The sequence below is a fragment of the Streptomyces sp. NPDC088766 genome (assembly GCF_044750845.1).
GTDB lineage: Bacteria > Actinomycetota > Actinomycetes > Streptomycetales > Streptomycetaceae > Streptomyces.
In genome coordinates, this window is sequence record NZ_JBIVKQ010000024.1 from 88,060 (window position 1) to 109,787 (window position 21,728).

The 21,728-nt window shown below is 73.3% G+C and carries 19 protein-coding genes, 1 tRNA gene and 1 pseudogene; 16 read left to right on the forward strand and 5 right to left on the reverse strand.

Annotated features, from left to right (window positions below; all coding sequences use genetic code 11):
* The first annotated feature begins 42 nt into the window (after positions 1–42).
* The 9 genes and pseudogenes from ACIP5W_RS28060 to ACIP5W_RS28100 all read left to right on the forward strand — a co-directional run bounded on the left by ACIP5W_RS28060 (position 43) and on the right by ACIP5W_RS28100 (position 10,727).
* Complete coding sequence (locus ACIP5W_RS28060; RefSeq protein WP_401479394.1) at positions 43–615, forward strand: YqgE/AlgH family protein; 573 nt, start codon at positions 43–45, stop codon at positions 613–615.
* Between the two features lie 29 nt (positions 616–644).
* Entirely contained in the window at positions 645–935 is a 291-nt protein-coding gene (locus ACIP5W_RS28065) for a DUF3039 domain-containing protein (protein ID WP_401479232.1), read from the forward strand.
* A 257-nt stretch (positions 936–1,192) separates the two neighbouring features.
* Positions 1,193–1,581: pseudogene (locus tag ACIP5W_RS28070) on the forward strand (hypothetical protein); the annotation flags it as partial.
* Positions 1,582–1,585: 4 nt separating this feature from the next.
* Entirely contained in the window at positions 1,586–3,217 is a 1,632-nt protein-coding gene (locus tag ACIP5W_RS28075) for a beta-N-acetylhexosaminidase (protein WP_401479235.1), read from the forward strand.
* Between the two features lie 400 nt (positions 3,218–3,617).
* The gene (locus tag ACIP5W_RS28080; RefSeq protein ID WP_401479238.1) at positions 3,618–4,511 is read left to right on the forward strand and encodes an FAD binding domain-containing protein; all 894 of its coding nucleotides are present in this window, start codon (positions 3,618–3,620) and stop codon (positions 4,509–4,511) included.
* Positions 4,508–6,301, forward strand: coding sequence for a 2Fe-2S iron-sulfur cluster-binding protein (locus ACIP5W_RS28085; protein WP_401479241.1), 1,794 nt, complete (start codon positions 4,508–4,510; stop codon positions 6,299–6,301). Before ACIP5W_RS28080 ends, ACIP5W_RS28085 begins: the two co-directional genes overlap by 4 nt.
* Positions 6,298–8,607, forward strand: coding sequence for a xanthine dehydrogenase family protein molybdopterin-binding subunit (locus ACIP5W_RS28090; protein WP_401479244.1), 2,310 nt, complete (start codon positions 6,298–6,300; stop codon positions 8,605–8,607). The genes ACIP5W_RS28085 and ACIP5W_RS28090 overlap by 4 nt, the downstream gene beginning before the upstream one ends.
* Before the next feature lie 421 nt (positions 8,608–9,028).
* Positions 9,029–10,210, forward strand: coding sequence for an SUKH-4 family immunity protein (locus ACIP5W_RS28095; protein WP_401479247.1), 1,182 nt, complete (start codon positions 9,029–9,031; stop codon positions 10,208–10,210).
* Between the two features lie 28 nt (positions 10,211–10,238).
* Positions 10,239–10,727 carry a hypothetical protein gene (locus ACIP5W_RS28100; RefSeq protein ID WP_401479250.1) on the forward strand — a complete coding sequence of 163 codons (489 nt, stop codon included), beginning with the start codon at positions 10,239–10,241 and terminating at the stop codon, positions 10,725–10,727.
* 30 nt (positions 10,728–10,757) lie between these two features.
* Here ACIP5W_RS28100 and ACIP5W_RS28105 read toward each other — a convergent pair.
* Positions 10,758–10,832, reverse strand: a tRNA-Cys gene (locus tag ACIP5W_RS28105).
* Between the two features lie 408 nt (positions 10,833–11,240).
* Here ACIP5W_RS28105 and ACIP5W_RS28110 point away from each other — a divergent pair.
* The 7 genes from ACIP5W_RS28110 (at position 11,241) to ACIP5W_RS28140 (ending at position 18,767) form a co-directional block, all read left to right on the forward strand.
* Complete coding sequence (locus ACIP5W_RS28110) at positions 11,241–12,701, forward strand: MFS transporter (RefSeq protein WP_401479253.1); 1,461 nt, start codon at positions 11,241–11,243, stop codon at positions 12,699–12,701.
* 40 nt (positions 12,702–12,741) lie between these two features.
* Complete coding sequence (locus tag ACIP5W_RS28115) at positions 12,742–12,942, forward strand: CopG family transcriptional regulator (protein WP_401479255.1); 201 nt, start codon at positions 12,742–12,744, stop codon at positions 12,940–12,942.
* The gene (locus ACIP5W_RS28120; protein ID WP_401479258.1) at positions 12,939–13,328 is read left to right on the forward strand and encodes a type II toxin-antitoxin system death-on-curing family toxin; all 390 of its coding nucleotides are present in this window, start codon (positions 12,939–12,941) and stop codon (positions 13,326–13,328) included. Before ACIP5W_RS28115 ends, ACIP5W_RS28120 begins: the two co-directional genes overlap by 4 nt.
* Positions 13,329–13,445: 117 nt before the next feature.
* Positions 13,446–15,254, forward strand: coding sequence for a DEAD/DEAH box helicase (locus ACIP5W_RS28125; RefSeq protein WP_401479261.1), 1,809 nt, complete (start codon positions 13,446–13,448; stop codon positions 15,252–15,254).
* A gap of 342 nt (positions 15,255–15,596) precedes the next feature.
* Complete coding sequence (locus tag ACIP5W_RS28130) at positions 15,597–16,241, forward strand: IclR family transcriptional regulator (protein WP_401479264.1); 645 nt, start codon at positions 15,597–15,599, stop codon at positions 16,239–16,241.
* A 310-nt stretch (positions 16,242–16,551) separates the two neighbouring features.
* Complete coding sequence (locus ACIP5W_RS28135; RefSeq protein ID WP_401479267.1) at positions 16,552–17,343, forward strand: S16 family serine protease; 792 nt, start codon at positions 16,552–16,554, stop codon at positions 17,341–17,343.
* A 197-nt stretch (positions 17,344–17,540) separates the two neighbouring features.
* Entirely contained in the window at positions 17,541–18,767 is a 1,227-nt protein-coding gene (locus ACIP5W_RS28140) for a cytochrome P450 (protein WP_401479270.1), read from the forward strand.
* A 230-nt stretch (positions 18,768–18,997) separates the two neighbouring features.
* On the opposite strand, the gene ACIP5W_RS28145 is transcribed toward ACIP5W_RS28140, so the two are convergent.
* The 4 genes from ACIP5W_RS28145 to ACIP5W_RS28160 are packed head-to-tail and all read right to left on the reverse strand — an operon-like array spanning position 18,998 to position 21,627.
* The gene (locus ACIP5W_RS28145; protein WP_401479273.1) at positions 18,998–20,260 is read right to left on the reverse strand and encodes a cytochrome P450; all 1,263 of its coding nucleotides are present in this window, start codon (positions 20,258–20,260) and stop codon (positions 18,998–19,000) included.
* Positions 20,257–20,874 carry a GTP-binding protein gene (locus ACIP5W_RS28150; RefSeq protein ID WP_401479276.1) on the reverse strand — a complete coding sequence of 206 codons (618 nt, stop codon included), beginning with the start codon at positions 20,872–20,874 and terminating at the stop codon, positions 20,257–20,259. The genes ACIP5W_RS28145 and ACIP5W_RS28150 overlap by 4 nt, the downstream gene beginning before the upstream one ends.
* Positions 20,855–21,211, reverse strand: a complete 357-nt coding sequence (locus ACIP5W_RS28155; RefSeq protein ID WP_401479279.1) for a DUF742 domain-containing protein — start codon at positions 21,209–21,211, stop codon at positions 20,855–20,857. The genes ACIP5W_RS28150 and ACIP5W_RS28155 overlap by 20 nt, the downstream gene beginning before the upstream one ends.
* Positions 21,208–21,627: a roadblock/LC7 domain-containing protein gene (locus tag ACIP5W_RS28160; protein ID WP_401479282.1), complete on the reverse strand. Its 420-nt coding sequence runs from the start codon at positions 21,625–21,627 to the stop codon at positions 21,208–21,210. Before ACIP5W_RS28160 ends, ACIP5W_RS28155 begins: the two co-directional genes overlap by 4 nt.
* Between the last annotated feature and the right edge of the window lie 101 nt (positions 21,628–21,728).

A 21,728-nucleotide genomic window follows, 5' to 3' on the forward strand; every position in this document is an offset into this window, starting at 1 on the left:
TTGCCTCCCCACACGCGGGGAAGATGGGGGATCATGTCTGGCATGACCGAGGTGTCCTCGCTCACAGGGCGGCTGCTCGTGGCAACCCCCGCCCTGGCGGACCCGAACTTCGACCGCGCGGTGGTGCTCCTCCTCGACCACGACGAGGAGGGCTCGCTCGGTGTCGTCCTCAACCGCCCGACACCGGTGGGCGTCGGGGACATCCTCGAGGACTGGGCGGACCTCACCGGTGAACCGGGTGTCGTCTTCCAGGGCGGCCCGGTCTCCCTCGACTCGGCGCTCGGCGTCGCCGTGATCCCCGGCGGCGCCGCCGTCGACGGCGCTCCGCTGGGCTGGCGCCGGGTGCACGGCGCGATCGGCCTCGTCGACCTGGAGGCCCCGCCCCAGCTGCTCGCCTCGGCCCTCGGTTCCCTGCGGATCTTCGCAGGGTACGCCGGGTGGGGCCCCGGCCAGCTGGAGGACGAACTGGTGGAGGGCGCCTGGTACGTGGTGGAGTCCGAGCCCGGTGACGTGTCCTCGCCCTCGCCGGAGACCCTCTGGCGCGAGGTCCTGCGCCGGCAGCGCAACGAGCTGGCGATGGTGGCGACGTACCCGGACGACCCTTCGCTCAACTGACGCGTGTGACCTTCAGTACCCTTGGCCGTATGAGCACTCTTGAGCCCGAGCGCGGCACCGGAACGGGGACCCTCGTAGAGCCGACGCCGCAGGTGTCGCACGGCGACGGTGACCACGAGCGCTTCGCGCACTACGTCCAGAAGGACAAGATCATGGCGAGCGCGCTCGACGGGACTCCCGTCGTGGCGCTCTGCGGCAAGGTGTGGGTGCCCGGCCGCGACCCGAAGAAGTACCCCGTGTGCCCCATGTGCAAGGAGATCTACGAGTCCATGGGTTCCGGTGGTGACGACGACAAGGGCAAGGGCAAGGGCGACAAGTGACATGCTCCTCGGGCTGAAGTCCTGAAGTCCTGAGGTCCCGGTCCTTCCGGCCGTGCCGTGCTGCGCCGCCGCACGGCACGGCTTTGGCGGGGAGTCCGCGGCTCGCTGTCCCGCCGCGCCGCGCCGTGCCGGAACCGGGGAACCGGTCTCCTCGCCGGTGGAGAGGACCGCGAAGCGGGCCGGGCCGGGACCGGTGCCGAGCCCCTGACCGGGGCCGGACATCGCGGCGATGCCGGCCTCGGAGGCGTCCGTGAAATCCATGGCCCCCGTCCTCGTACCCGTCCCCGGATTTCTTCCGGCGCGTCTTCCGGTGGCGGGAATTCGGCCGTCACTTCCTCGACGGTGTGGTCGTCGCGGTAGCCGTGGGGCTCGTCCCGGCGGCCGTCGCGTTTCCCGCCGCGACCGCCGTCACGCGATTCCGGTTCCGCTTCCGGACCACCCCGCCGAGCGTGTTCCCGGCGGCCCGGACGGCGCCCGCGGAAGCGCTCACCGTCCCCTGTTGTCCGCCCGGAACGACTTCCTCTTCGTCAAGTCGTTCATCGTCAAGGGCACTTCGCGGCCGACGACCCCGCCGACGGCGCTGCCGGTGTTCTTCCTGCTCGTACAACGACGACTCGTCTCCGGCCCCGGCGGAGCGGTGAAGGAACGACGTGACTTCTGGCAACGAGATCATTCCGGCGCCGCGCGCCGTCGAGGGCCCCGCGCGGGACGCCGTGCTGCTGGACGACCGCACCACCCTGTGGGCCGCGCCCGGCACGGAGAGCACCGAACGCTGGCTGCGGGCCACCCTCGGCGCCGCACTCGGCCTGCCGCTGCGGACCGGCCCCGAGCAGGCCTGCGACGGTGTGCGGCTGCTGGTCGACGACACGATGGAGCCGGAGACGTACCGGCTGGACGTCGGCGTCCACCAGGGCGTCGAGATCCGCGGCGGCGATCCGGCCGGCGTCTTCTGGGGTGCGCAGACCCTGCGTCAGCTCCTCGGCCCGGAGGCTTTCCGGCGTGCTGCGGTGCGGCCCGGAACGCGTCACGGCATCCCGCACCAGATCATCGAGGACGGCCCCCGTTTTTGCTGGCGCGGTCTTCTCCTCGACGTGGCCCGGCACTTCATGCCTAAGGAGGGCGTCCTGCGCCAGCTGGATCTGATGGCCGCGCACAAACTCAACGTCCTCCACTTCCATCTGACCGACGACCAGGGCTGGCGCATCGAGATCGAACGCCACCCGCGGCTGACCGAGGTCGGCTCCTGGCGCTCCCGCACGAAATTCGGCCACCGCGCCTCACCGCTGTGGGACGACAGGCCGCACGGCGGCTTCTACACCCGGGACGACATCCGCGAGATCGTGGCCTACGCCGCCGACCGGCACATCACCGTCGTCCCCGAAATCGACGTACCCGGACACTCGCAGGCGGCCATCGCCGCCTATCCGGAACTCGGCAACACCGACGTCCTCGACACCCGGGCGCTCTCCGTCTGGGACACCTGGGGGATCAACCCGAACGTACTCGCCCCCACCGACAACACCCTGCGTTTCTACGAGGGGGTCTTCGAGGAGGTCCTCGAACTCTTCCCGTCGGAGTTCATCCACGTCGGCGGTGACGAGTGCCCCAAGGACCAGTGGCGCGCCTCGCCCACCGCGCAGGCCCGCATCAAGGAACTCGGCCTCGCCGGCGAGGACGGACTGCAGGCCTGGTTCATCGGCCACTTCGACACCTGGCTCACCGCGCGCGGACGGCGGCTCATCGGCTGGGACGAGATCCTCGAGGGCGGTCTCGCCGAGGGCGCCGCCGTGTCGTCCTGGCGGGGTTACGCGGGCGGGACCGCCGCCGCGCGTGCGGGGCACGACGTCGTCATGTGCCCCGAGCAGCAGGTGTACCTGGACCACCGGCAGGACGGCGGCGCCGACGAGCCCGTGCCGATCGGCTACGTGCGCGGCCTGGAGGACGTCTACCGGTTCGAGCCGGTGCCGACCGGGTTGACGCCCGACGAGGCCCGGCACGTGCTGGGCGCGCAGGCCAACGTGTGGACCGAGGCGATGGAGGACGCCGCGCGCGTGGACTACCAGGTCTTCCCCCGGCTCGCGGCCTTCGCCGAGGTCGCCTGGAGCCGGCTGCCCGCCCCGGAGCGGCGGGACTTCGCCGACTTCGAGCGGCGGATGGAGGCCCACTACGAGCGCCTGGACGCCCTGGGGGTCGCCTACCGGCCACCGGGCGGCCCGAAGCCTTGGCAGAAGCGGCCCGGCGTGCTCGGCCGCCCGATCGAGGGCCCGCCCCCGTACCGCTGAGCCCCAACTGCTGAGCCCCAACTGCTGAGTCCCAACTGCTGAGCCCGGACCGCCGGCCCGGCCGCCTGCGCCCGGCCCGCGTGCCCGAACCCGGCGGCCCGACCGCTGTGCCGAACTCGGACGCCCGGCCGCCGGGCCGGACTGCGGCGCCGGGCCCGAACTGCGGCCCTCCTTAAGGAAAAACCCCGGCAGGGTCGCTGAAGAGCGGCAAACCGTGCACACCGGTGATGTCGGACGAAAACGGACCATGTCCCGGGCGAGGTGGGCGAATGCCCCCTGGCGGACCCCCGCGTTCGAGCCTTGCGAAGATGTGCCAGAGTTGCCACGTCCGCCCTGTCAGCACGTACCGTACGGCAGCACGGGTGGGACCAGGTGGGGCAGCGGGAAGGGGCAGCCGGTTTTGACCACGCACGCACCGCAGGCGGGGCGGGCCGTCACGCTGCCCGCGACACTGGACGAAGCCGTGGCGGCACTCGCCGTCACGCCGGCCGCCGTGCCCGTGGCGGGCGGCACCGACCTGATGGCCGCCGTCAACTCCGGCCAGCTCAGGCCCGCCGCCCTGGTCGGCCTCGGCCGCATCAGCGAGATCCGTGGCTGGCAGTACCAGGACGGGCACGCCCTGCTCGGCGCCGGACTCACCCACGCGCGCATGGGCCGCCCCGACTTCGCCGCCCTCATCCCGGCGCTCGCCGCCGCGGCGCGCGCCGCGGGCCCGCCGCACATCCGCAACGCGGGCACCCTGGGCGGCAACATCGCCTCCGCCTCCCCCACCGGTGACGCGCTGCCCGTGCTGGCCGCGCTGGAGGCGACCCTGATCATCGCGGGCCCGGGCGGCACCCGCCGCGAGATCCCGGTGTCGCACCTCCTGGCAGGCATGGACATGCTGCGCGGCGGCGAACTCATCGGGTACGTGCGCGTGCCGCTGCTGCACGCCCCCCAGGTCTTCCTGAAGGCCACCGGCCGCACCGGCCCCGGACGGGCCGTCGCCTCCGTCTCCCTCGTCCTCGACCCCGCCCGGCGCGGAGTCCGGTGCGCCGTCGGCGCCATAGCGCCGATGCCGCTGCGGCCCCTGGAGGCGGAGCAGTGGGTCGCCCGGCTCATCGACTGGGACAACAACCGCGCGCTCGTCCCGGAGGCGCTCAACGCCTTCGGCGAGTACGTCGCCGCCGCCTGCATCCCGGACCCGGTCCCCGCCGCGGACGGCTCCGTGCAACCGCTACCGCCCGCCGTACTGCACCTGCGGCGCACCGTCGCGGCACTGGCCCGACGAGCACTGGGGAGGGCACTGTCATGACCGACGACCAGCACGGACAGGGCACGCCGCCGGGCGGCGGCCGCTGGGACCCGCTGCCCCAGGGCGACTACGACGACGGCGCCACCGCCTTCGTGAAGCTCCCCGAGGGCGGCATCGAGGCGCTCCTGGCCGCCCGCGGCGACGGCAGCCCGCTCGCGGCGCCCGGCCACGGCTACGTGCCCCCGCAGATCGAGGCGACGCACGACGGGACCGACCCGGCGGCCGGCAACGGCACCTGGGCGGACCCCGCCGCCGGTTCCGACTGGCCCGCGCCGGCGAGCGGGACGGCGGGCGGCGACCGGTTCACGTACCACCCCGGTGCCACCGGCCAGTGGACCTTCGACGACGCGGGCGCGCCCGCCGAGCCCGCCCCGGCGCCCGGCCACGACGTGACCGGCCAGTGGTCGATCCCCGTCGCGGGCGGCGATCTGCCCGACGAGTCGGGCGAGTTCACCACCTCGGCACTGGTCGAGCAGTGGGGTGGCGGCACACCCCCGGCCACCCTGCCGGGCGGCGCCTCCGCGCCCTGGGCGACGGAGCCCCCACCGGAGGAGCGGTCCTGGGGCGAGGGGACCGACGGGGCCGGCGCCCCACTCGCCGAGGCCGCCGGAGCCCGACCGGACGCCCCCGCCTTCGGACACCCCCCGCGGCACGACACCGACCCCGCGTCCCACGGGCACCCCGGCGGGCACCCCTCGCCCGGACAGCCGTACGAGGCCGCGCCCGGCCCCGTGGAGGCCCACCAGGCGCCCCCCGAGGCTCCCGGGGACCCCGGCGGCCCGGAAGGCGCTCACGAGCCCGCGGGGGCCGCCGAGCCCCCCCGGCCGGCAGCCGCACCGGACCCGGACACGGACGCCCGCCCGGACGGGCACGGCGAACACCGCGAGTACGGCGAGGGTCACGAACGTGGCGAAGGTCGCGAAGGTCACGAGCTCGGCGAAAGCGGCGAACAGGCCGAACCCGCCGGACAGGCCGAACCCGCCGGACAGGCCGAACCCGCCGGACAGGCCCAGGCCACCGACCCCGCCGACCCCGCCGAATTCTCCGAACCCGTCGAACCCGTCGGACCGGTCGGACCGGTCGACCCCGGCGCCGCGTCCACGCGCGTGGACGACGGCGCGGAGGCCGAGCCCGTGCCGGGGGCGGCCCACCACGACGACCACCCCCTCGCCTCCTACGCCCTGCGCGTCAACGGCTCGGACCGGCCCGTCACCGACGCCTGGATCGGCGAGTCGCTGCTCTACGTCCTGCGGGAGCGGCTCGGACTCGCCGGCGCCAAGGACGGCTGCTCCCAGGGTGAGTGCGGCGCCTGCAACGTCCAGGTGGACGGCCGCCTCGTAGCCTCCTGCCTGGTCCCCGCCGTCACCACCGCCGGCAGCGAGATCCGTACCGTCGAAGGCCTCGCCGTCGACGGGCAGCCCTCCGACGTGCAGCGGGCGCTCGCCCGGTGCGGGGCCGTGCAGTGCGGTTTCTGCGTGCCCGGCATGGCGATGACCGTGCACGACCTGCTGGAGGGCAACCCCGCGCCCACCGAACTGGAGGCCCGCCAGGCGCTCTGCGGCAACCTGTGCCGCTGCTCCGGCTACCGGGGTGTCCTCCAGGCCGTCAAGGACGTCGTCGCCGAACGCGAGGCGCACTCCTCGGCGGACACCGAGCCGGACGGCGACGAGCCACGTATTCCGCACCAGGCGGGCCCCGGCGGCGGAGGCATCCACGCGTCGGCGTTCGAGAACCCCGCGCAGCCCCACCCGCACGACCCGGCGTACGGCCAGGACGGAGGCCAGGCGTGACCGACGAAGCAGCCACCGCGGCGAGCCCCGCGGAGGCCGCCCCGGCCCCCGAGCCGATCCCGCACGGCCTCGGCGCCTCCCTGCCGGCCGCCGACGCCCGCGCCAAGACCGAGGGCACCTTCCCGTACGCGGCCGACCTGTGGGCCGAGGGCCTGCTCTGGGCGGCCGTGCTGCGCTCCCCGCACGCCCACGCGCGCATCGTCTCCATCGACACCACCCACGCGCGGGAGATGCCCGGGGTACGGGCCGTCGTCACGCACGAGGACGTGCCCGGCAGACCGCTGCACGGACGCGGCCGGGCCGACCGCCCGGTGTTCGCCTCCGACGTCGTGCGCCACCACGGCGAGCCCATCGCGGCCGTCGCCGCGGACCACCCCGACACCGCGCGGATGGCCGCCGCGGCCGTCATCGTCGAGTACGAGGTGCTCGACCCGGTCACCGACCCCGAACTCGCCTTCGAGGCCCAGCCGCTGCACCCCGACGGCAACCTGATCCGGCACATCCCGCTGCATCACGGCGACCCGGCCGCGGCCGGCGAGATCGTCGTCGAGGGCCAGTACCGCATCGGCCGCGCCGACCCCGCCCCCATCGGCGCCGAGGCCGGCCTCGCCGTCCCCAGGCCCGACGGCGGCGTCGAGCTGTACCTGGCCTCCACCGACCCGCACAGCGACCGGGACACCGCCGCGGCCTGCTTCGGCCTGTCATCCGATCAGGTGAAGATCGTCGTCACCGGTGTGCCCGGTGCCACCGCCGACCGCGAGGACCAGGGCTTCCAGCTCCCGCTCGGCCTGCTCGCGCTGCGGACCGGCTGCCCGGTCAAGCTCACCGCCACCCGCGAGGAGTCGTTCCTCGGCCACGCCCACCGCCACCCCACCCTGCTGCGCTACCGCCACCACGCGGACGCCGAGGGCAGGCTGGTCAAGGTGGAGGCGCAGATCCTCCTCGACGCCGGCGCCTACGCCGACACCTCCGCCGAGGCCCTCGCCGCCGCCGTCTCCTTCGCCTGCGGCCCCTACGTCGTCCCCAACGCCTTCATCGAGGGCTGGGCCGTCCGCACCAACAACCCGCCCTCCGGTCATGTACGCGGCGAGGGCGCGATGCAGGTCTGCGCCGCCTACGAGGCGCAGATGGACAAACTGGCCAAGAAGCTCGGCGTGGACCCGGCGGAGCTGCGGCTGCGCAACGCCATGGCCACCGGCGACGTCCTGCCGACCGGTCAGACGGTGACCTGCCCGGCGCCCGTCGCCGAACTCCTCCAGGCCGTCCAGGACTTCCCGCTGCCCGCCCTGCCCAAGGACACCCCCGAGGAGGACTGGCTGCTGCCCGGCGGCCCCGAGGGCGCGGGCGAGCCGGGCGCGGTGCGCCGGGGCGTCGGCTACGGCCTCGGCATGGTCCACATGCTCGGCGCGGAGGGCACGGACGAGGTCTCCACCGCCACCGTCAAGGTCCAGGACGGCGTCGCCACCGTCCTGTGCGCGGCCGTCGAGACGGGCCAGGGCTTCACCACCCTCGCCCGCCAGATCGTCCAGGAGACCCTCGGCGTGGACGAGGTGCACGTCGCGCCGGTCGACACCGACCAGCCCCCGGCCGGCCCCGGCTGCCGCGGCCGGCACACCTGGGTCTCCGGCGGGGCGGTGGAACGCGCGGCCAAGATGGTCCGCACCCAGCTCCTCCAGCCCCTGGCCCACAAGTTCGGCATGTCCACCGAACTCCTCCAGATCACCGACGGCAAGATCACCTCGTACGACGGCGTCCTGTCGACGACCGTCGCCGAGGAACTGCACGGCAAGGAGCTGTGGGCCACCGCGCAGTGCCGCCCGCACCCCACCGAGCCGCTGGACGCGGCCGGCCAGGGCGACGCGTTCGTCGGCCTCGCCTTCTGCGCGATCCGCGCGGTCGTCGACGTCGACATCGAGCTGGGCTCGGTGCGGGTGGTCGAACTGGCGGTCGCCCAGGACGTCGGCCGGGTGCTCAACCCGGCACAGCTCGCCGCCCGGATCGAGGCCGGCGTCACCCAGGGCGTCGGCATCGCCCTCACCGAGAACCTGCGCACCCCGCGCGGCCTGATCCGCCACCCCGACCTCACCGGCTACGCCCTGCCCACGGCCCTGGACACGCCGGACATCCGGATCGTCAAACTGGTCGAGGAGCGGGACGTGGTCGCGCCGTTCGGCGCGAAGGCGGCCAGCGCGGTCCCGGTCGTGACCTCCCCGGCGGCGATCGCCTCCGCCGTGCGGGCCGCGACCGGCCGCCCGGTGAACCGGCTGCCGATAAGGCCGCAGGCGGCCGTCGTCACGAGCCAGTGAGGGTCGCCCCCCGCGGGACGGAGGCGCGAGGAGGACGCCCCCGGCGCCGACGGGGAGCCCCGGCCGCGGCTGCGGCACCGGTTGTCGGCGCGGGCCGCCACGGGCCGCCACGGGCCGCCACGGGCCGCCGCGGGCCGCCGCGGACAGGGACGCGCGCGGGGGACCGACGGCCGTCGGCCGGGAGGCGGTGCCCGGCGCCCGTCCGGCGACGGCGTTCACCGGACCGGTCCGCACCCGCACGTCACGCACCTGACTCCGGCCGGACACCGCGGAGTTGTCCGTGGGGGAGACGGCCGGTGCGATCCTCGCGGGGAGGGAACGCGCGCGCGTGGCCCGACGTCCTTCCTGCCGAGGGCCGTTGTCAGTGGTGCCGCGTAGGGTGCGGAGCAGTGGGACGGCGAACTTCACGCACGGGGGACCGATGAGCACGACCAGCACCACCACCGGCATGCCGGTGATCACCCTCTCCGAGGCCGAGCTGGATCCGTACGTCACTCACGCGCCGAGCCGCCGCTGGCTGACCGGCCCCGGACTGCCCGACGTCGGCGCGCTGGTGACGTTCGAGGCGCTGCGCGCGGACGGCCTGCGCCCGGTCGCCGACTCCACCGCCGACCCCGACCACCGGCTCCCCGACGACCTGCGCGGGCAGCTGGTCATCGGCGGACTCCTCGGCCCGGCGGGCCCCGAGACCGAGTCCGTGCTCCTCGACGGCGCGACCGGCGAGATCACGACGACGTACTTCCTCCACGACCGTCTCGACCTGATGGACCGCCGGCCGCTCGCGCCCTCCCTGGAGAAGCTCGTGCGGTTCGCCACGGCGGCCGACGAACTCGCGGCGCTCAGAGGGCAGTTCGCGGCCTACGCCGGGCGTTTCGGGCCCGACGCGGTGGCCGAGGCGTCCGGACAGCTCCTCGCGCTGTACGAGTCGGGGGCGGACGGCGAGGTGCCCCCGTTCTGGCGGCTGGCCGCCGTGATCCGTCCCCTGGCGCTGGTCGCGGGCCCCGGCACCCGCTCCGGGCTCGCCCTGGACCTGCCGCCCCGGCTGCTGGACGAGGAGTTCGACACCGGCGCGATCGTCCGCTTCGAGGAGGTCGACTTCCCGGCCGCCCTCTCCCACGAGCCGACCCGTCGCTTCCTGCGGGAGACGGGACTGCCCGAGGAGTGCGTCTGGTTCTCCCTCGACCTGGACGTCCCGCTGCCCACCCTCGCCGAGCACTGGGCCGACGAGCCGTACACCGAACTCCCCGAGGGCGCCGACCGGCTGATCCGCCTGGGCCACCTCGTGGAGGACACCAGCCTCGTCCTCGACGGCACCACCGGCGCGGTGCTGGCCTGGAGCGGCGCGGAGTCCAGACTCCGCCCGCTGAACGCCGACATCTCGACGCTGGCGTTCACCCTCTGGCTCGTCCACCGCGAGCACACCCTCGACGCGGAACACGAACTGACCGAGGCCTACGACCAGTTGGCCGCCACCATGACCCGCACCCTGGCCGCCCTCGACCCGGTCGCCTGCGATCCGACCCCGAGGACGCCCACCGACGACGGCTGGCGCTACTGGCCGGGCATGTTCGAGGACGAGGCGGGCGGCGGACTCTACGCATAGCCCCGGCCCGCGCCGTAAGGTCGCCCGCATGGACTGGCTGGCTCCCGTGAACACCCTGACCGGCGCGGCGATCGGCATCGGATCGACCCTGCTCGCCGACCGTCTCCGCTGGCGCCGCGACCGCGAGGCCCTCCGCCAGGACACCCGCCGACAGGCGTACGCGGCGTTCATGGCGGCGCTGTCCGACGCCTACTCCCGCCTGCACGAGACCGCCCGCGAGACCCTTCCTCCGGCCGAGGCCCGCCCCGCCGCCCACGAGGTGTTCACCTCCAGCAACCTGTACCCGCTGCGCTACGAACTCGCCCTGATCGCCCCGTGGGACGTCATGGCCCCGGTCAACGAGGCCTTCTGGAAGGTCCGCGCCCTGCGCGACCTGGTGGCGACGGGCATCACCACGGACGCCCCGGATTTCCGGACCCACGTGCGCGACTACCTGACGGCCACGGAAGCGGCCCAGGCGGCGATGCGCAAGGACCTCGGCACGTCGTGGCCGCAGGGGGCGGGACGAGAGGCGTAGACCGGGAACGCCCGCGGCGATAAACGGTGTTGGAGGCCGTGGCGGGATTCGAACCCACGTAACTCGCTTTGCAGGCGAGCCCCTGAACCACTCGGGCACACGGCCGTGTCACAACTGTTCCTCTCACGGCCGTGGTGGGATGCGGACCCACGTGACTCCCCGCGAGCGGAGCTCGCTGATGAGTGCGGCGCGGGGGAGCCCCTGAACCACTCGGGCACACGGCCGTTCGGCGGGTTCTTCGGGGAGTGCCTCCCTTCGAACCGCTCGGTCATGACCGTAGGCCCCGGAAACCGGGCGGTTCAAGGGAGCCGCGGGGGCTGCAATACGACTGCCATGTGCCGTTCATGAACGGGTGCCCCGTGCCGTTCGTGAACGGGGGTGAGCCGGCGGCGGACGGGAGTGGCGCGGGAGTGACGCGGGAGCGGGGCGGGAGTGGCGTAGGACCAATGGACGAGGGCCGGTCCGGCCTCCCGACAGGGGTCATTGTCGGTTGTGGGCCTTACTCTGGCCGTCATGGCCGTCCATGAACCTCGCGACACCGGTGTCGCGGACACAGCAGACATACCCGGGAAGTCCGGCTCACGTCGGTCGCAGGAGACCGTGCTCGGGCGGGACCACCGGGCCCTGAGCATCGGCATCGTGTCCGTCGTGCTGCTGATCGCCTTCGAGGCGACCGCCGTGGGGACGGCCATGCCGGTGGCCGCGCGGGAGCTGGACGGACTGTCCCTGTACGCCTTCGCCTTCTCGGGATACTTCACGACCAGCCTGTTCGGCATGGTGCTGGCCGGTCAGTGGTCCGACCGGCGAGGCCCGCTCGGCGCGCTGACCTGCGGGATCGCGGCCTTCGCCGCGGGCCTTCTGCTGTCGGGGACCGCCGGCGTCATGTGGCTGTTCATCCTCGGGCGGGCCGTGCAGGGGTTCGGCGGCGGGCTGGTGATCGTCGCGCTGTACGTCGTCGTGGGGCGGGCCTACCCGGAGCGGCTGCGGCCCGCGATCATGGCGGCGTTCGCGGCGAGCTGGGTGGTGCCTTCGGTCGTGGGCCCGCTGGCGTCCGGCGCGGTGACCGAGCACCTCGGCTGGCGGTGGGTGTTCCTCGGCATCCCCGCGCTGGTCCTCCTGCCGCTGGCCCTCGCGCTGCCGCAGATACGGCGACGGGCCGCGGGCCCGGTCGACGGCGCCGCGGACGCCTCCTCCGACCGGCGCCGCATCCGCCTCGCCCTCGGCATCTCCCTCGGCGCGGGCCTGCTCCAGTACGCCGCCCAGGACCTGCGCCCGCTCTCCCTCCTGCCCGCCGCCGCGGGCGTCGCCCTGCTGGTGCCGGCCGTCCTCGGACTGCTCCCGCACGGCACCTGGCGGGCGGCCCGCGGCCTGCCCTCGGTGGTGCTGCTGCGCGGGGTGGCCGCCGGGTCGTTCATCGCCGCCGAGTCCTTCGTGCCGCTGATGCTGGTCACCCAGCGCGGCCTCAGCCCGACCCTCGCGGGGTTCTCCCTGGCGGCCGGCGGGGCGACCTGGGCGCTGGGCTCCTGGGTGCAGTCCCGGCCGCGCGTGGAGCCGTACCGGGACCGGCTGACGACCGGCGGGATGGTGCTCGTGGCGGCCGCCATCGCCGTCGCGCCGAGCGTCCTGATCGACGCGGTGCCCGCCTGGACGGTGGCCGTCGCCTGGGGCTTCGGCTGCTTCGGGATGGGCCTGGTGATCTCCTCGACCAGCGTGCTCCTGCTCCAGTTGTCCGCCCCCGAGGAGGCCGGTGCCAACTCGGCCGCCCTCCAGATCTCCGACGGCCTGTCCAACGTGCTGCTGCTGTCCGCGGGCGGTGCCGCCTTCGCGGCGCTCGGCGGCGGGACCGTGTCGCACGCGGCCGCCGAGGCCTCCGGCGCCTCCCATCCGGCGGCCTTCGCCGCCGTCTTCCTGCCGATGGCGGCGGTGGCCCTGGTGGGGGCGTGGGTGACGACGAGGCTGCGCACCCCTTCCTGAGTGGTACCAGTCTGACCCCATGGAGGGGTGCCGTTTTGGTGTGGCCATGAACCTGCGTCTCCGCGACGACCAGACGGAAGCCCTGAAGCTGCGTGCCGAGGAGGAGGGGGTCAGCATGCACGCGATACTGCTCAGGGCCGTGGACGACTACCTGGCCCGGACGGCTCATGAAGCACTCGTGCGCAGGGCGGCCAAGGAGCAGACCGCCAAGTGGGCCGAACTGCTGGAGCGGCTCAGGTGAGCCGTGTCTACCTGACGGCCGAGGGCGGCCTGACCATCGCCGATCTCGCGGTCGACGACCGGGACGTCGTCGTCCGTGATGCGGGGCTGCTGGAATCGGCCGTGCACCGCCCGGCTGCCGCCATGTTCGGACGGGAGGCGTATCCGGACCTCTTCGGCAAGGCCGCGGCCCTCCTGCAGTCGCTGGCGATCAACCACCCCTTCGTCGACGGGAACAAACGGACGGCGTGGACCTCCTGCGTCGTCTTCCTGGCGATGAACGGTGTGCAGCTGCGTTTGGACATCGACGCCGCCGAACGCCTGGTGATCGCGGTGGCCACCGGCGCCGTGGACGAGGTCGGGGCCATCTCCGAGGCGCTGCGGGAGCTGTCCGAACCGACGGTGTGACGTCAGTCCCACCCTCGGCCGACCCGGCATCGTCCGCGCACCGGCCGTGCCGGCCCGCCGGTAGGGTGGCCCGGTCGTCCTACGTAGCCGAGCCGCCCGAGCCCCACGACGGAGACCGTGACTACCACCGCCAGCTCCAGCACCGCCTCCCACTCGCACCACCTCTCCCCCGCCTTCCCGGGCCGGGCCCCCTGGGGTACCGCCGGCAAGCTGCGTGCCTGGCAGCAGGGGGCGATGGAGAAGTACCTCCAGGAGCAGCCGCGCGACTTCCTCGCCGTCGCCACCCCCGGCGCCGGCAAGACGACCTTCGCGCTCACCCTCGCCTCCTGGCTGCTGCACCACCACGTCGTGCAGCAGGTGACCGTGGTGGCGCCCACCGAGCACCTGAAGAAGCAGTGGGCGGAGGCGGCCGCGAGGATAGGGATCCGGCTGGACCCCGAGTACAGCGCCGGGCCGCTCAGCAAGGAGTACCACGGCGTCGCCGTGACGTACGCGGGCGTCGGCGTACGGCCGATGCTGCACCGCAACCGAGCCGAGCAGCGCAAGACGCTCGTCATCCTCGACGAGATCCACCACGCCGGTGACTCCAAGTCCTGGGGCGAGGCCTGCCTGGAGGCGTTCGAGCCGGCCACGCGGCGGCTCGCGCTCACCGGTACGCCGTTCCGCTCCGACACCAACCCGATCCCCTTCGTGACGTACGAGGAGGGCAACGACGGCATCCGGTGCTCGTCCGCCGACTACACGTACGGCTACGGCTCCGCCCTCGCGGACAACGTCGTGCGGCCCGTCATCTTCCTGTCCTACAGCGGCAACATGCGCTGGCGCACGAAGGCCGGCGACGAGATCGCCGCACGGCTCGGCGAGCCGATGACGAAGGACGCGATCAGCCAGGCCTGGCGTACGGCGCTCGACCCGCGCGGCGAGTGGATGCCGAGCGTGCTGCGCGCCGCCGACCAGCGGCTCACCGAGGTCCGCAGGGCCATACCGGACGCGGGCGCCCTGGTCATCGCCTCCGACCAGGAATCGGCCCGCGCCTACGCCAAGCTGATCCGGGAGATCACCGGATCCAAGGCGACCCTCGTGCTGTCCGACGACGCCGGCGCGTCCGACCGGATCGACGAGTTCAGCCACAGCACCGACCGGTGGATGGTCGCGGTGCGGATGGTGTCGGAAGGTGTCGACGTGCCGCGCCTCGCGGTCGGCGTGTACGCCACCACCATCTCCACGCCGCTGTTCTTCGCGCAGGCCGTCGGCCGTTTCGTACGGTCGCGGCGGCGCGGCGAGACCGCCTCCGTGTTCCTGCCGACCGTGCCCGACCTCCTCGGCTTCGCCAACGAGATGGAACGCGAGCGCGACCACGTCCTCGACAAGCCGAAGAAGGACGGGGACGAGGAGGATCCGTACGCCGAGTCCGAGAAGGAGATGGACGAGGCGAACCGGGAGCAGGACGAGGACACCGGCGAGCAGGACATGCTGCCCTTCGAGGCGCTGGAGTCCGACGCCGTCTTCGACCGGGTCATGTACAACGGCGCCGAGTTCGGCATGCAGGCCCACCCCGGGAGCGAGGAGGAGCAGGACTACCTCGGCATCCCCGGGCTGCTGGAGCCCGAGCAGGTGCAACTGCTCCTCCAGAAGCGGCAGGCCAAGCAGATCGCGCACAGCCGCAGGAAGCCGGACACCGAGGCCGACCTGCTGGAGCTGCCGGCCGAGCGGCGGCCGGTGGTCTCCCACAAGGAGCTGATGGAGCTGCGCAAGCAGCTCAACACCATGGTCGGCGCGTACGTCCACCAGAGCGGCAAGCCGCACGGGGTCATCCACACCGAGCTGCGGCGGGTGTGCGGCGGGCCGCCGAGCGCGGAGGCGACGGCGGGGCAGCTGCGGCAGCGCATCGCCAAGGTGCAGGAGTGGGCGACCCGCATGAAGTGACGCCCGCGGGCGGAGGTGACGCCCGCGGGCGCCCACCGCACGCCGGGGGTGCTCGACGCCGGGTGGCGCACCGTACGTATGGGGACAAACACAGGTAGTCCCTACCGGCCACTGACCGGATTCTGGACGGAGCCTTCCGCTGAGCGAACCTGCTTCGCTACTGTCCCGCTACGCACACGCCCCGTGGCAGCGCCGCCGCGGAGCGCAGCCGTGAAGCGACCGGGTCCGGGCACGCCGGACCCCTCTGCCGACCGGCGGCCTCTGACGCGCGTCGCTGACGGGACTCGGCGACGCATCCGCCGCTGTGGAGGCCGCCGACCTCACCACTAAGGAGTGGGCGTCGTGACCGCGGAGACCTCTCAGACGCTCGACAGGGGACTGCGGGTCCTCAAGCTGCTGGCCGACACGGACCACGGGCTGACCGTCACCGAGCTTTCCCACAAACTGGGCGTGAACCGGACCGTCGTGTACCGGTTGCTCGCCACGCTGGAGCAGCACGCCCTCGTACGACGTGACCTGGGCGGACGAGCCCGGGTCGGACTCGGGGTGCTGAGGCTGGGCCGGCAGGTGCACCCGCTGGTGCGGGAAGCCGCGCTGCCCGCGCTGCGGTCGCTGGCCGAGGACATCGGGGCCACCGCGCACCTGACGCTCGTCGACGGGGCCGAGGCGCTGGCCGTCGCCGTGGTCGAACCGACGTGGACCGACTACCACGTGGCCTACCGGGCCGGCTTCCGGCATCCCCTGGAGCGCGGCGCTGCGGGCAAGGCGATCCTGTCCGCCCGGCAGCGGACGGCTTCCGGGGGCCCGGGATACACCCTGACCCACGGCGAGCTGGAGGCCGGCGCGAGCGGGGCCGCGGCGCCCCTGCTGGGCGTGACGGGCGTGGAGGGCAGCGTGGGGGTCGTGATGCTGGCCGACGCGGTGCCGGAGCGCGTCGGCCAGCGGGTGATGGAAGCGGCCCGAGAGGTGGCGGAGGCGTTGCGCTGACCCCGGCCGCCGACCCACCGGCCGCCGACCTCCTTGTCGCTCGTGTCGCTCGTGTCGCTCTTGTCACTGCCCGACCGATCGCCGGCCGCCGGGCCGAACGCGAGAGGGCGCGGCGTGCGGTGAGCGGGGCGTGCGGTGAGCGGGGCATGCGGTGAGCGGGGCATGCGGCGAGCAGGGGGTGCGGCGAGCAGGGCGTGAGGCGTGGGCCGGGGCCGGGGCGGGCGGGACGCGTGTCCGCGGGCGGTGGTGAGGGGCCGCGGGCCGGGCACCGGCGCGTGGCCGGGGCCGGGGCTCGCGTTAGATTGGGCGCGTGCTCTCACGCCTCACACGTCCCCAGGCCCTCGCCGTCTGCGCCCTTCCGCTCGTGGCGCTGCTCGCCACCGCGGGGTTCGCGCCACTGCCGTTCTCGGTGGCGCAGCCGGGGATGACGGCGAACGTCCTCGGCGACAACAAGGGCACCCCCGTCATCACGATCTCCGGCGCGCCCACCCGTGACACGACCGGGCAGCTGCGGATGACGACCATCGAGGCGACCGGCCCCGACGCGCACGTCACCCTGGACGATGTGATCGACGGCTGGTTCCGCACCGACCAGGCCGTGATGCCGCGTGACTCGGTCTACCCCGCGGGGGACAGCACGAAGGAGATCGAGCGGTACAACACCGAGCAGATGCAGAAGTCCCAGGACACCGCGACCCAGGCCGCGCTGCGGTACCTCGACCGCACCGACGACGGCATCGAGGTCACGCTGAGGCTCGCCGACGTCGGCGGCCCCAGCGCGGGCCTGCTGTTCTCCCTGGGGATCGTCGACCGGCTCGACGGCGACGGCAGCGGCGGCGATCTCACGGGCGGCCGTACGATCGCCGGCACCGGCACCATCGACGCGGACGGCAAGGTCGGCGCGGTCGGCGGGGTGGCGCTGAAGACGCAGGCCGCCCGCCGGGACGGCGCGACCGTCTTCCTGGTGCCGAAGGCGGAGTGCTCCGACGCCAGGTCCGAGCTGCCCGAGGGGCTGCGCCTGATTCCGGTGACCACCCTCGAGGGCGCCGTCGACTCCCTCGTCAAGCTGGAGAAGGACCAGGGCTCGGTGCCGAGCTGCTAAGGCCTCTCGTTCGGATCATGCCGGGCTCGCGGGGTCCGGCCCGATCCAAACGAAAGAGCCTGGTGCCGTGACCGGGCGGGGACGCTTTTCGGCCAACGATCGTCCATCGTTGAACTGTCGGCCGGGACGGGCTGTCCCGGCCGTCGGATGATCAATAACCTTGTGCGGTAAGCCTGTTACCGGCCTCAGGGAGATCCATGTCCACCGCTCAGCAGGTCCCCGACATCCTCTCGCCCGAGTTCGCCGCGGACCCCTACCGGGCCTATCGCGTGATGCGGGAGAGCGCCCCCCTCTTCTGGCACGAACCCACGCAGAGCTACGTCATCTCCCGTTACGAGGACGTGGAGCGCGTCTTCAAGGACAAGAGCGGCGAGTTCACCACCGACAACTACACCTGGCAGATCGAGCCCGTGCACGGCAAGACGATCCTCCAGCTCAGCGGACGGGAGCACGCGGTGCGGCGGGCCCTCGTCGCCCCCGCCTTCCGCGGCAGCGACCTGCAGGAGAAGTTCCTGCCGGTGATCGAACGCAACTCCCGTGAGCTGATCGACGCCTTCCGGTCCACCGGCTCCGCCGACCTGGTGGCCGACTACGCGACCCGTTTCCCCGTCAACGTGATCGCGGACATGCTGGGCCTGGACAAGGCCGACCACGCCCGGTTCCACCGCTGGTACACGTCGGTCATCGCCTTCCTCGGCAACCTCTCGGGCGACCCCGAGGTGGCGGCGGCGGGGGAGCGCACCCGGGTGGAGTTCGCCGAGTACATGGTGCCGATCATCCGGGAGCGCCGCGACAACCTCGGCGACGACCTGCTGTCGACGCTGTGCGCCGCCGAGGTCGACGGCGTGCGGATGAGCGACGAGGACATCAAGGCCTTCTGCAGCCTGCTGCTCGCCGCGGGCGGCGAGACCACCGACAAGGCGATCGCGGGCATCTTCGCCAACCTGCTGCAGCACCCCGAGCAGTTGGCGGCCGTCCGGGAGGACCGCGGCCTCATCGCCCGCGCCTTCGCCGAGACGCTGCGCCACACGCCCCCGGTGCACATGATCATGCGGCAGTCGGCCGCCGAGGTCACGCTCAGCTGCGGTGTCGTACCGGCCGGCGCCACGGTCACCTGCCTGATCGGCGCCGCCAACCGGGACGAGAACCGCTACCGGGACCCGGACCGGTTCGACATCTTCCGCGACGACCTGACCACCACCACCGCCTTCTCGGCCGCCGCCGACCACCTCTCCTTCGCGCTCGGCCGCCACTTCTGCGTCGGTGCCCTGCTCGCGAAGGCCGAGGTCGAGATCGGTGTCGGCCAGCTCCTCGACGCCATGCCGGACCTCCGTCTCGCCGACGGCGCCGAACTCGTGGAACAGGGCGTCTTCACGCGGGGACCGCAGACGCTGCCCGTGCGTTTCACGCCCGTCGCGCACTGACCCCGCACCCGAGCCGCGGCGGGCGGCCGCCGCCCCGAACCGCGGGCGTCCGCGCCGCGTCGGCCCCGGCGGCGACGGCGACGGCGGTGAGGCGGGGCGGCCGACCGGGGCCGGGACGGCGGGGAACCCGCCGCCGCACGGCACCGCGGCCGGCAGACGCCTGCCGACCGCGCGTCTGCCGACCGCGCGTCTGCCGCTTGCGCGTCCCCGCCGGTCTCCGGCCCGCCCCGCTACCGCACCACCGGGGTGAACTCCACCGGCAACGAGTGGAGACCGCGCATCCAGATGGACGGGCGCCAGGTGAGCTGCTCCGGCTCCACCGTGAGGACCAGGTCGGGCAGGCGTTCCAGCAGGGTCTCCACCGCGGTGCGGGCGATGACGTCGGCCAGCAGCGGAGCCGGGTAGGGGCACCGGTGCTCCCCGCTGCTGAACGACAGGTGCGCGGAGCTCTCCGCCCCGACGTGCGACTCGGGCCAGATCTGCGGATCGGTGTTGGCCGCGGCGAGTCCCAGCACCAGGCAGTCGCCCGCCCGGATCAGCCGTCCGCCGAGCTGGGTGTCGCGCACGGCCCAGCGGCCGATGAAGTTCTGTGTCGGGGTGTCGAGCCAGAGGACCTCGTTGAGCGCCTCGCCCACGCTGAGCCTGCCCCCCGACACGCTGACGGCGAACCGCTCGTCGGTGAGCAGCAGCCGCAGCGTGTTGCAGATCCAGTTGGCGGTCGGCTGCTGCGCCGCGGCGATGACGGAGATCAGGTCCTGCACGACCTCCTCGTCGGTCAGCCCGGCCGGATGCTGCAGCATGCGCGAGGTGACGTCCGGCCCCGGACGCTCCCGCTTCTCCTTGACCAGCTGCTGGATCCGCTCGCCCACGCGCGTGTACGCGGCCACCGGGTCGTCGCCCTCCGCGGCGTCGAGGGAGATCCGCAGGTCCTCGACGAGCTCCTGGGTGGCCTCACCCGTGTGCGGCATCCCGCACATCTGGACCGCGGCGCGCATCGGCAGCGCGTGCGCGTACATGCTCATCAGCTCGGCCTGGCCGCTGCCGGCGAACGAGGCGATGAGCCGGTCGGCGAGCTGCCGGCAGTCGCGCGACAGCTGGAACTGGTCGACGCCCTCCAGCGCCTCGGTGATGACCCCGGCCCGCCGCCGGTGCTCCTCGCCCTCGGTGAACAGCACCGAGGGCTGATAGCCGACGAACGGCATCAGCGGCCAGTCCGCGGGGATGTTCTCCCACTGGTTCCAGCGCCGCGAGTCGCGGGCGAACAGCTCGTCGTGACCGGTCACGTAGCTGACCTCGGCGTAGCCGAGGACCAGCCAGGCGGGGATGTCCCCGTCGAGCAGGACGGGTGCCACCGCGCCGTGCTCCCGGCGCAGGGTCCGGTACAGGTGGGCCGGTGTCTGCTGGTACTCCAGACCGCCCAGCCGCACGGCCCCCGCGTGCGCGGGGCACCCCGCGCCGGGCGCGTGCGGGGGACGGGATCCGGTGTCGGTCACGGTGTCATCTCCTGGGCCATGGCCATTTCGTAGAGGTGGTCCACGAGGGTGATCAGTACGTCCTTGCCCGACGACCTGACCCGCGCGTCGCAGTCCACGAGCGGCACGTGCGCGGGCAGGCAGAGCGCCTGGCGGATCTCGTCGAGGGAGTACCGGTTGGGTTCGTCGTCGAACCGGTTGACGGCCACCACGAACGGGGTTCTGTGGTGTTCCAGCCGGTCTATCGCGTACCAGGACTCGTCCATCCGGCGCGTGTCGACCAGGACGACGGCGCCGAGGGTGCCGGAGAAGAGCCGGTCCCACAGGAACCAGAACCGTTCCTGGCCCGGTGCGCCGAACAGGTAGAGCACCATGCGCTTGTTGAGGCTGATGCGGCCGAAGTCGAAGGCGACCGTCGTGGTGGTCTTCGTGGCCACCTGCTGCGTCTCGTCGACACCGACCCCCGCCTGTGTCATCACCTCCTCGGTGTTGAGCGGCCGGATCTCGCTGACCGAGCGGACCAGAGTCGTCTTGCCGACCCCGAAACCGCCCACGACGACGATCTTCAGGCCTGTCTCGGCGGCATCGGACAGGGGCGTACGCAGGGAGGGCAGGTCAGAGGTTGCGGAGCCCATGCAGCACCTCCATGAGTAGAGCGGAGTCGGGGAGCGCGGCCAGCGACCGCGGCGGGGGTGGGTGGCGGGCGGTGATGCGGCCCATGGCGAGCAGGTCGCCGAGGAGGATGCGCACCACCGTGATCGGCAGCTTCATCTCCGCGGCGATCTCGACGAGGGCCGTCGGATGCCGGCACAGATCCAGGATCCGTGCGTGCTCCGACTGCATCCCGGCGGTGGGTGCGCTCTCACTGACGATCAGGGTGACCAGGTCGAATGCGTCGTCCGCACGGCTGCGCCCGCCCGTGATCGTGTAGAGCCGGTCGGGGTCGCCGGTGTCCACGGGCCGACGCGTCACGACGATGCGCTCCTCTGCGCGCCCCCGCGGGGCTCGGCCCGCAGGTGCTCACCGATCTGCTCGACCAGTTCGGTCATCTGGTGACCCACCACTCCGGGGTCGGCGCTCTCCTCGCAGAGGAGCGCCAGATGCGCGCCGTCACCCGCCTGCACGATGAAGAGCTGACCCCCGTGGAACTCGGTCATGGAGTGGCGGACCCCACCGCTCCCGTCGCCGAACTCGACGGACGCGCCCTGGGCGAGGGCCTGCATGCCCGAGCAGATGGCTGCCAGCTGGTCGGCCTGGTCGAGCGCCAGGTGTTCGGTCCAGCACAGCTTCAGGCCGTCCCGGGACAGGACCAGGGCGTGCCGGGCGCCGGGAACGCGCTCCAGAAGGCCCTGCAGAAGCCAGGTGAGGCTGTTGTCGGTGGTCTGCATGGTAGGTGTTGGGACGGTGGGGCCCGGGGGCCCCGGTCACCGGCCCGTTCCTCCAATCTCACGAGCTGAAGCGGGGAAGAGTGCGCCATGGCTCCGGCGCC

What these genes read in the sequence shown, in the direction of transcription:
- ACIP5W_RS28060 (WP_401479394.1), top strand. Translation starts at nt 43, where the DNA reads ATGACCGAGGTGTCCTCGCTCACAGGGCGGCTGCTCGTGGCAACCCCC.
- ACIP5W_RS28065 (WP_401479232.1), top strand. Translation starts at nt 645, where the DNA reads ATGAGCACTCTTGAGCCCGAGCGCGGCACCGGAACGGGGACCCTCGTA.
- ACIP5W_RS28085 (WP_401479241.1), top strand. Translation starts at nt 4,508, where the DNA reads ATGACCGACGACCAGCACGGACAGGGCACGCCGCCGGGCGGCGGCCGC.
- ACIP5W_RS28095 (WP_401479247.1), top strand. Translation starts at nt 9,029, where the DNA reads ATGAGCACGACCAGCACCACCACCGGCATGCCGGTGATCACCCTCTCC.
- ACIP5W_RS28100 (WP_401479250.1), top strand. Translation starts at nt 10,239, where the DNA reads ATGGACTGGCTGGCTCCCGTGAACACCCTGACCGGCGCGGCGATCGGC.
- ACIP5W_RS28110 (WP_401479253.1), top strand. Translation starts at nt 11,241, where the DNA reads ATGGCCGTCCATGAACCTCGCGACACCGGTGTCGCGGACACAGCAGAC.
- ACIP5W_RS28140 (WP_401479270.1), top strand. Translation starts at nt 17,541, where the DNA reads ATGTCCACCGCTCAGCAGGTCCCCGACATCCTCTCGCCCGAGTTCGCC.
- ACIP5W_RS28150 (WP_401479276.1), bottom strand. Translation starts at nt 20,874, where the DNA reads ATGGGCTCCGCAACCTCTGACCTGCCCTCCCTGCGTACGCCCCTGTCC.
- ACIP5W_RS28160 (WP_401479282.1), bottom strand. Translation starts at nt 21,627, where the DNA reads ATGCAGACCACCGACAACAGCCTCACCTGGCTTCTGCAGGGCCTTCTG.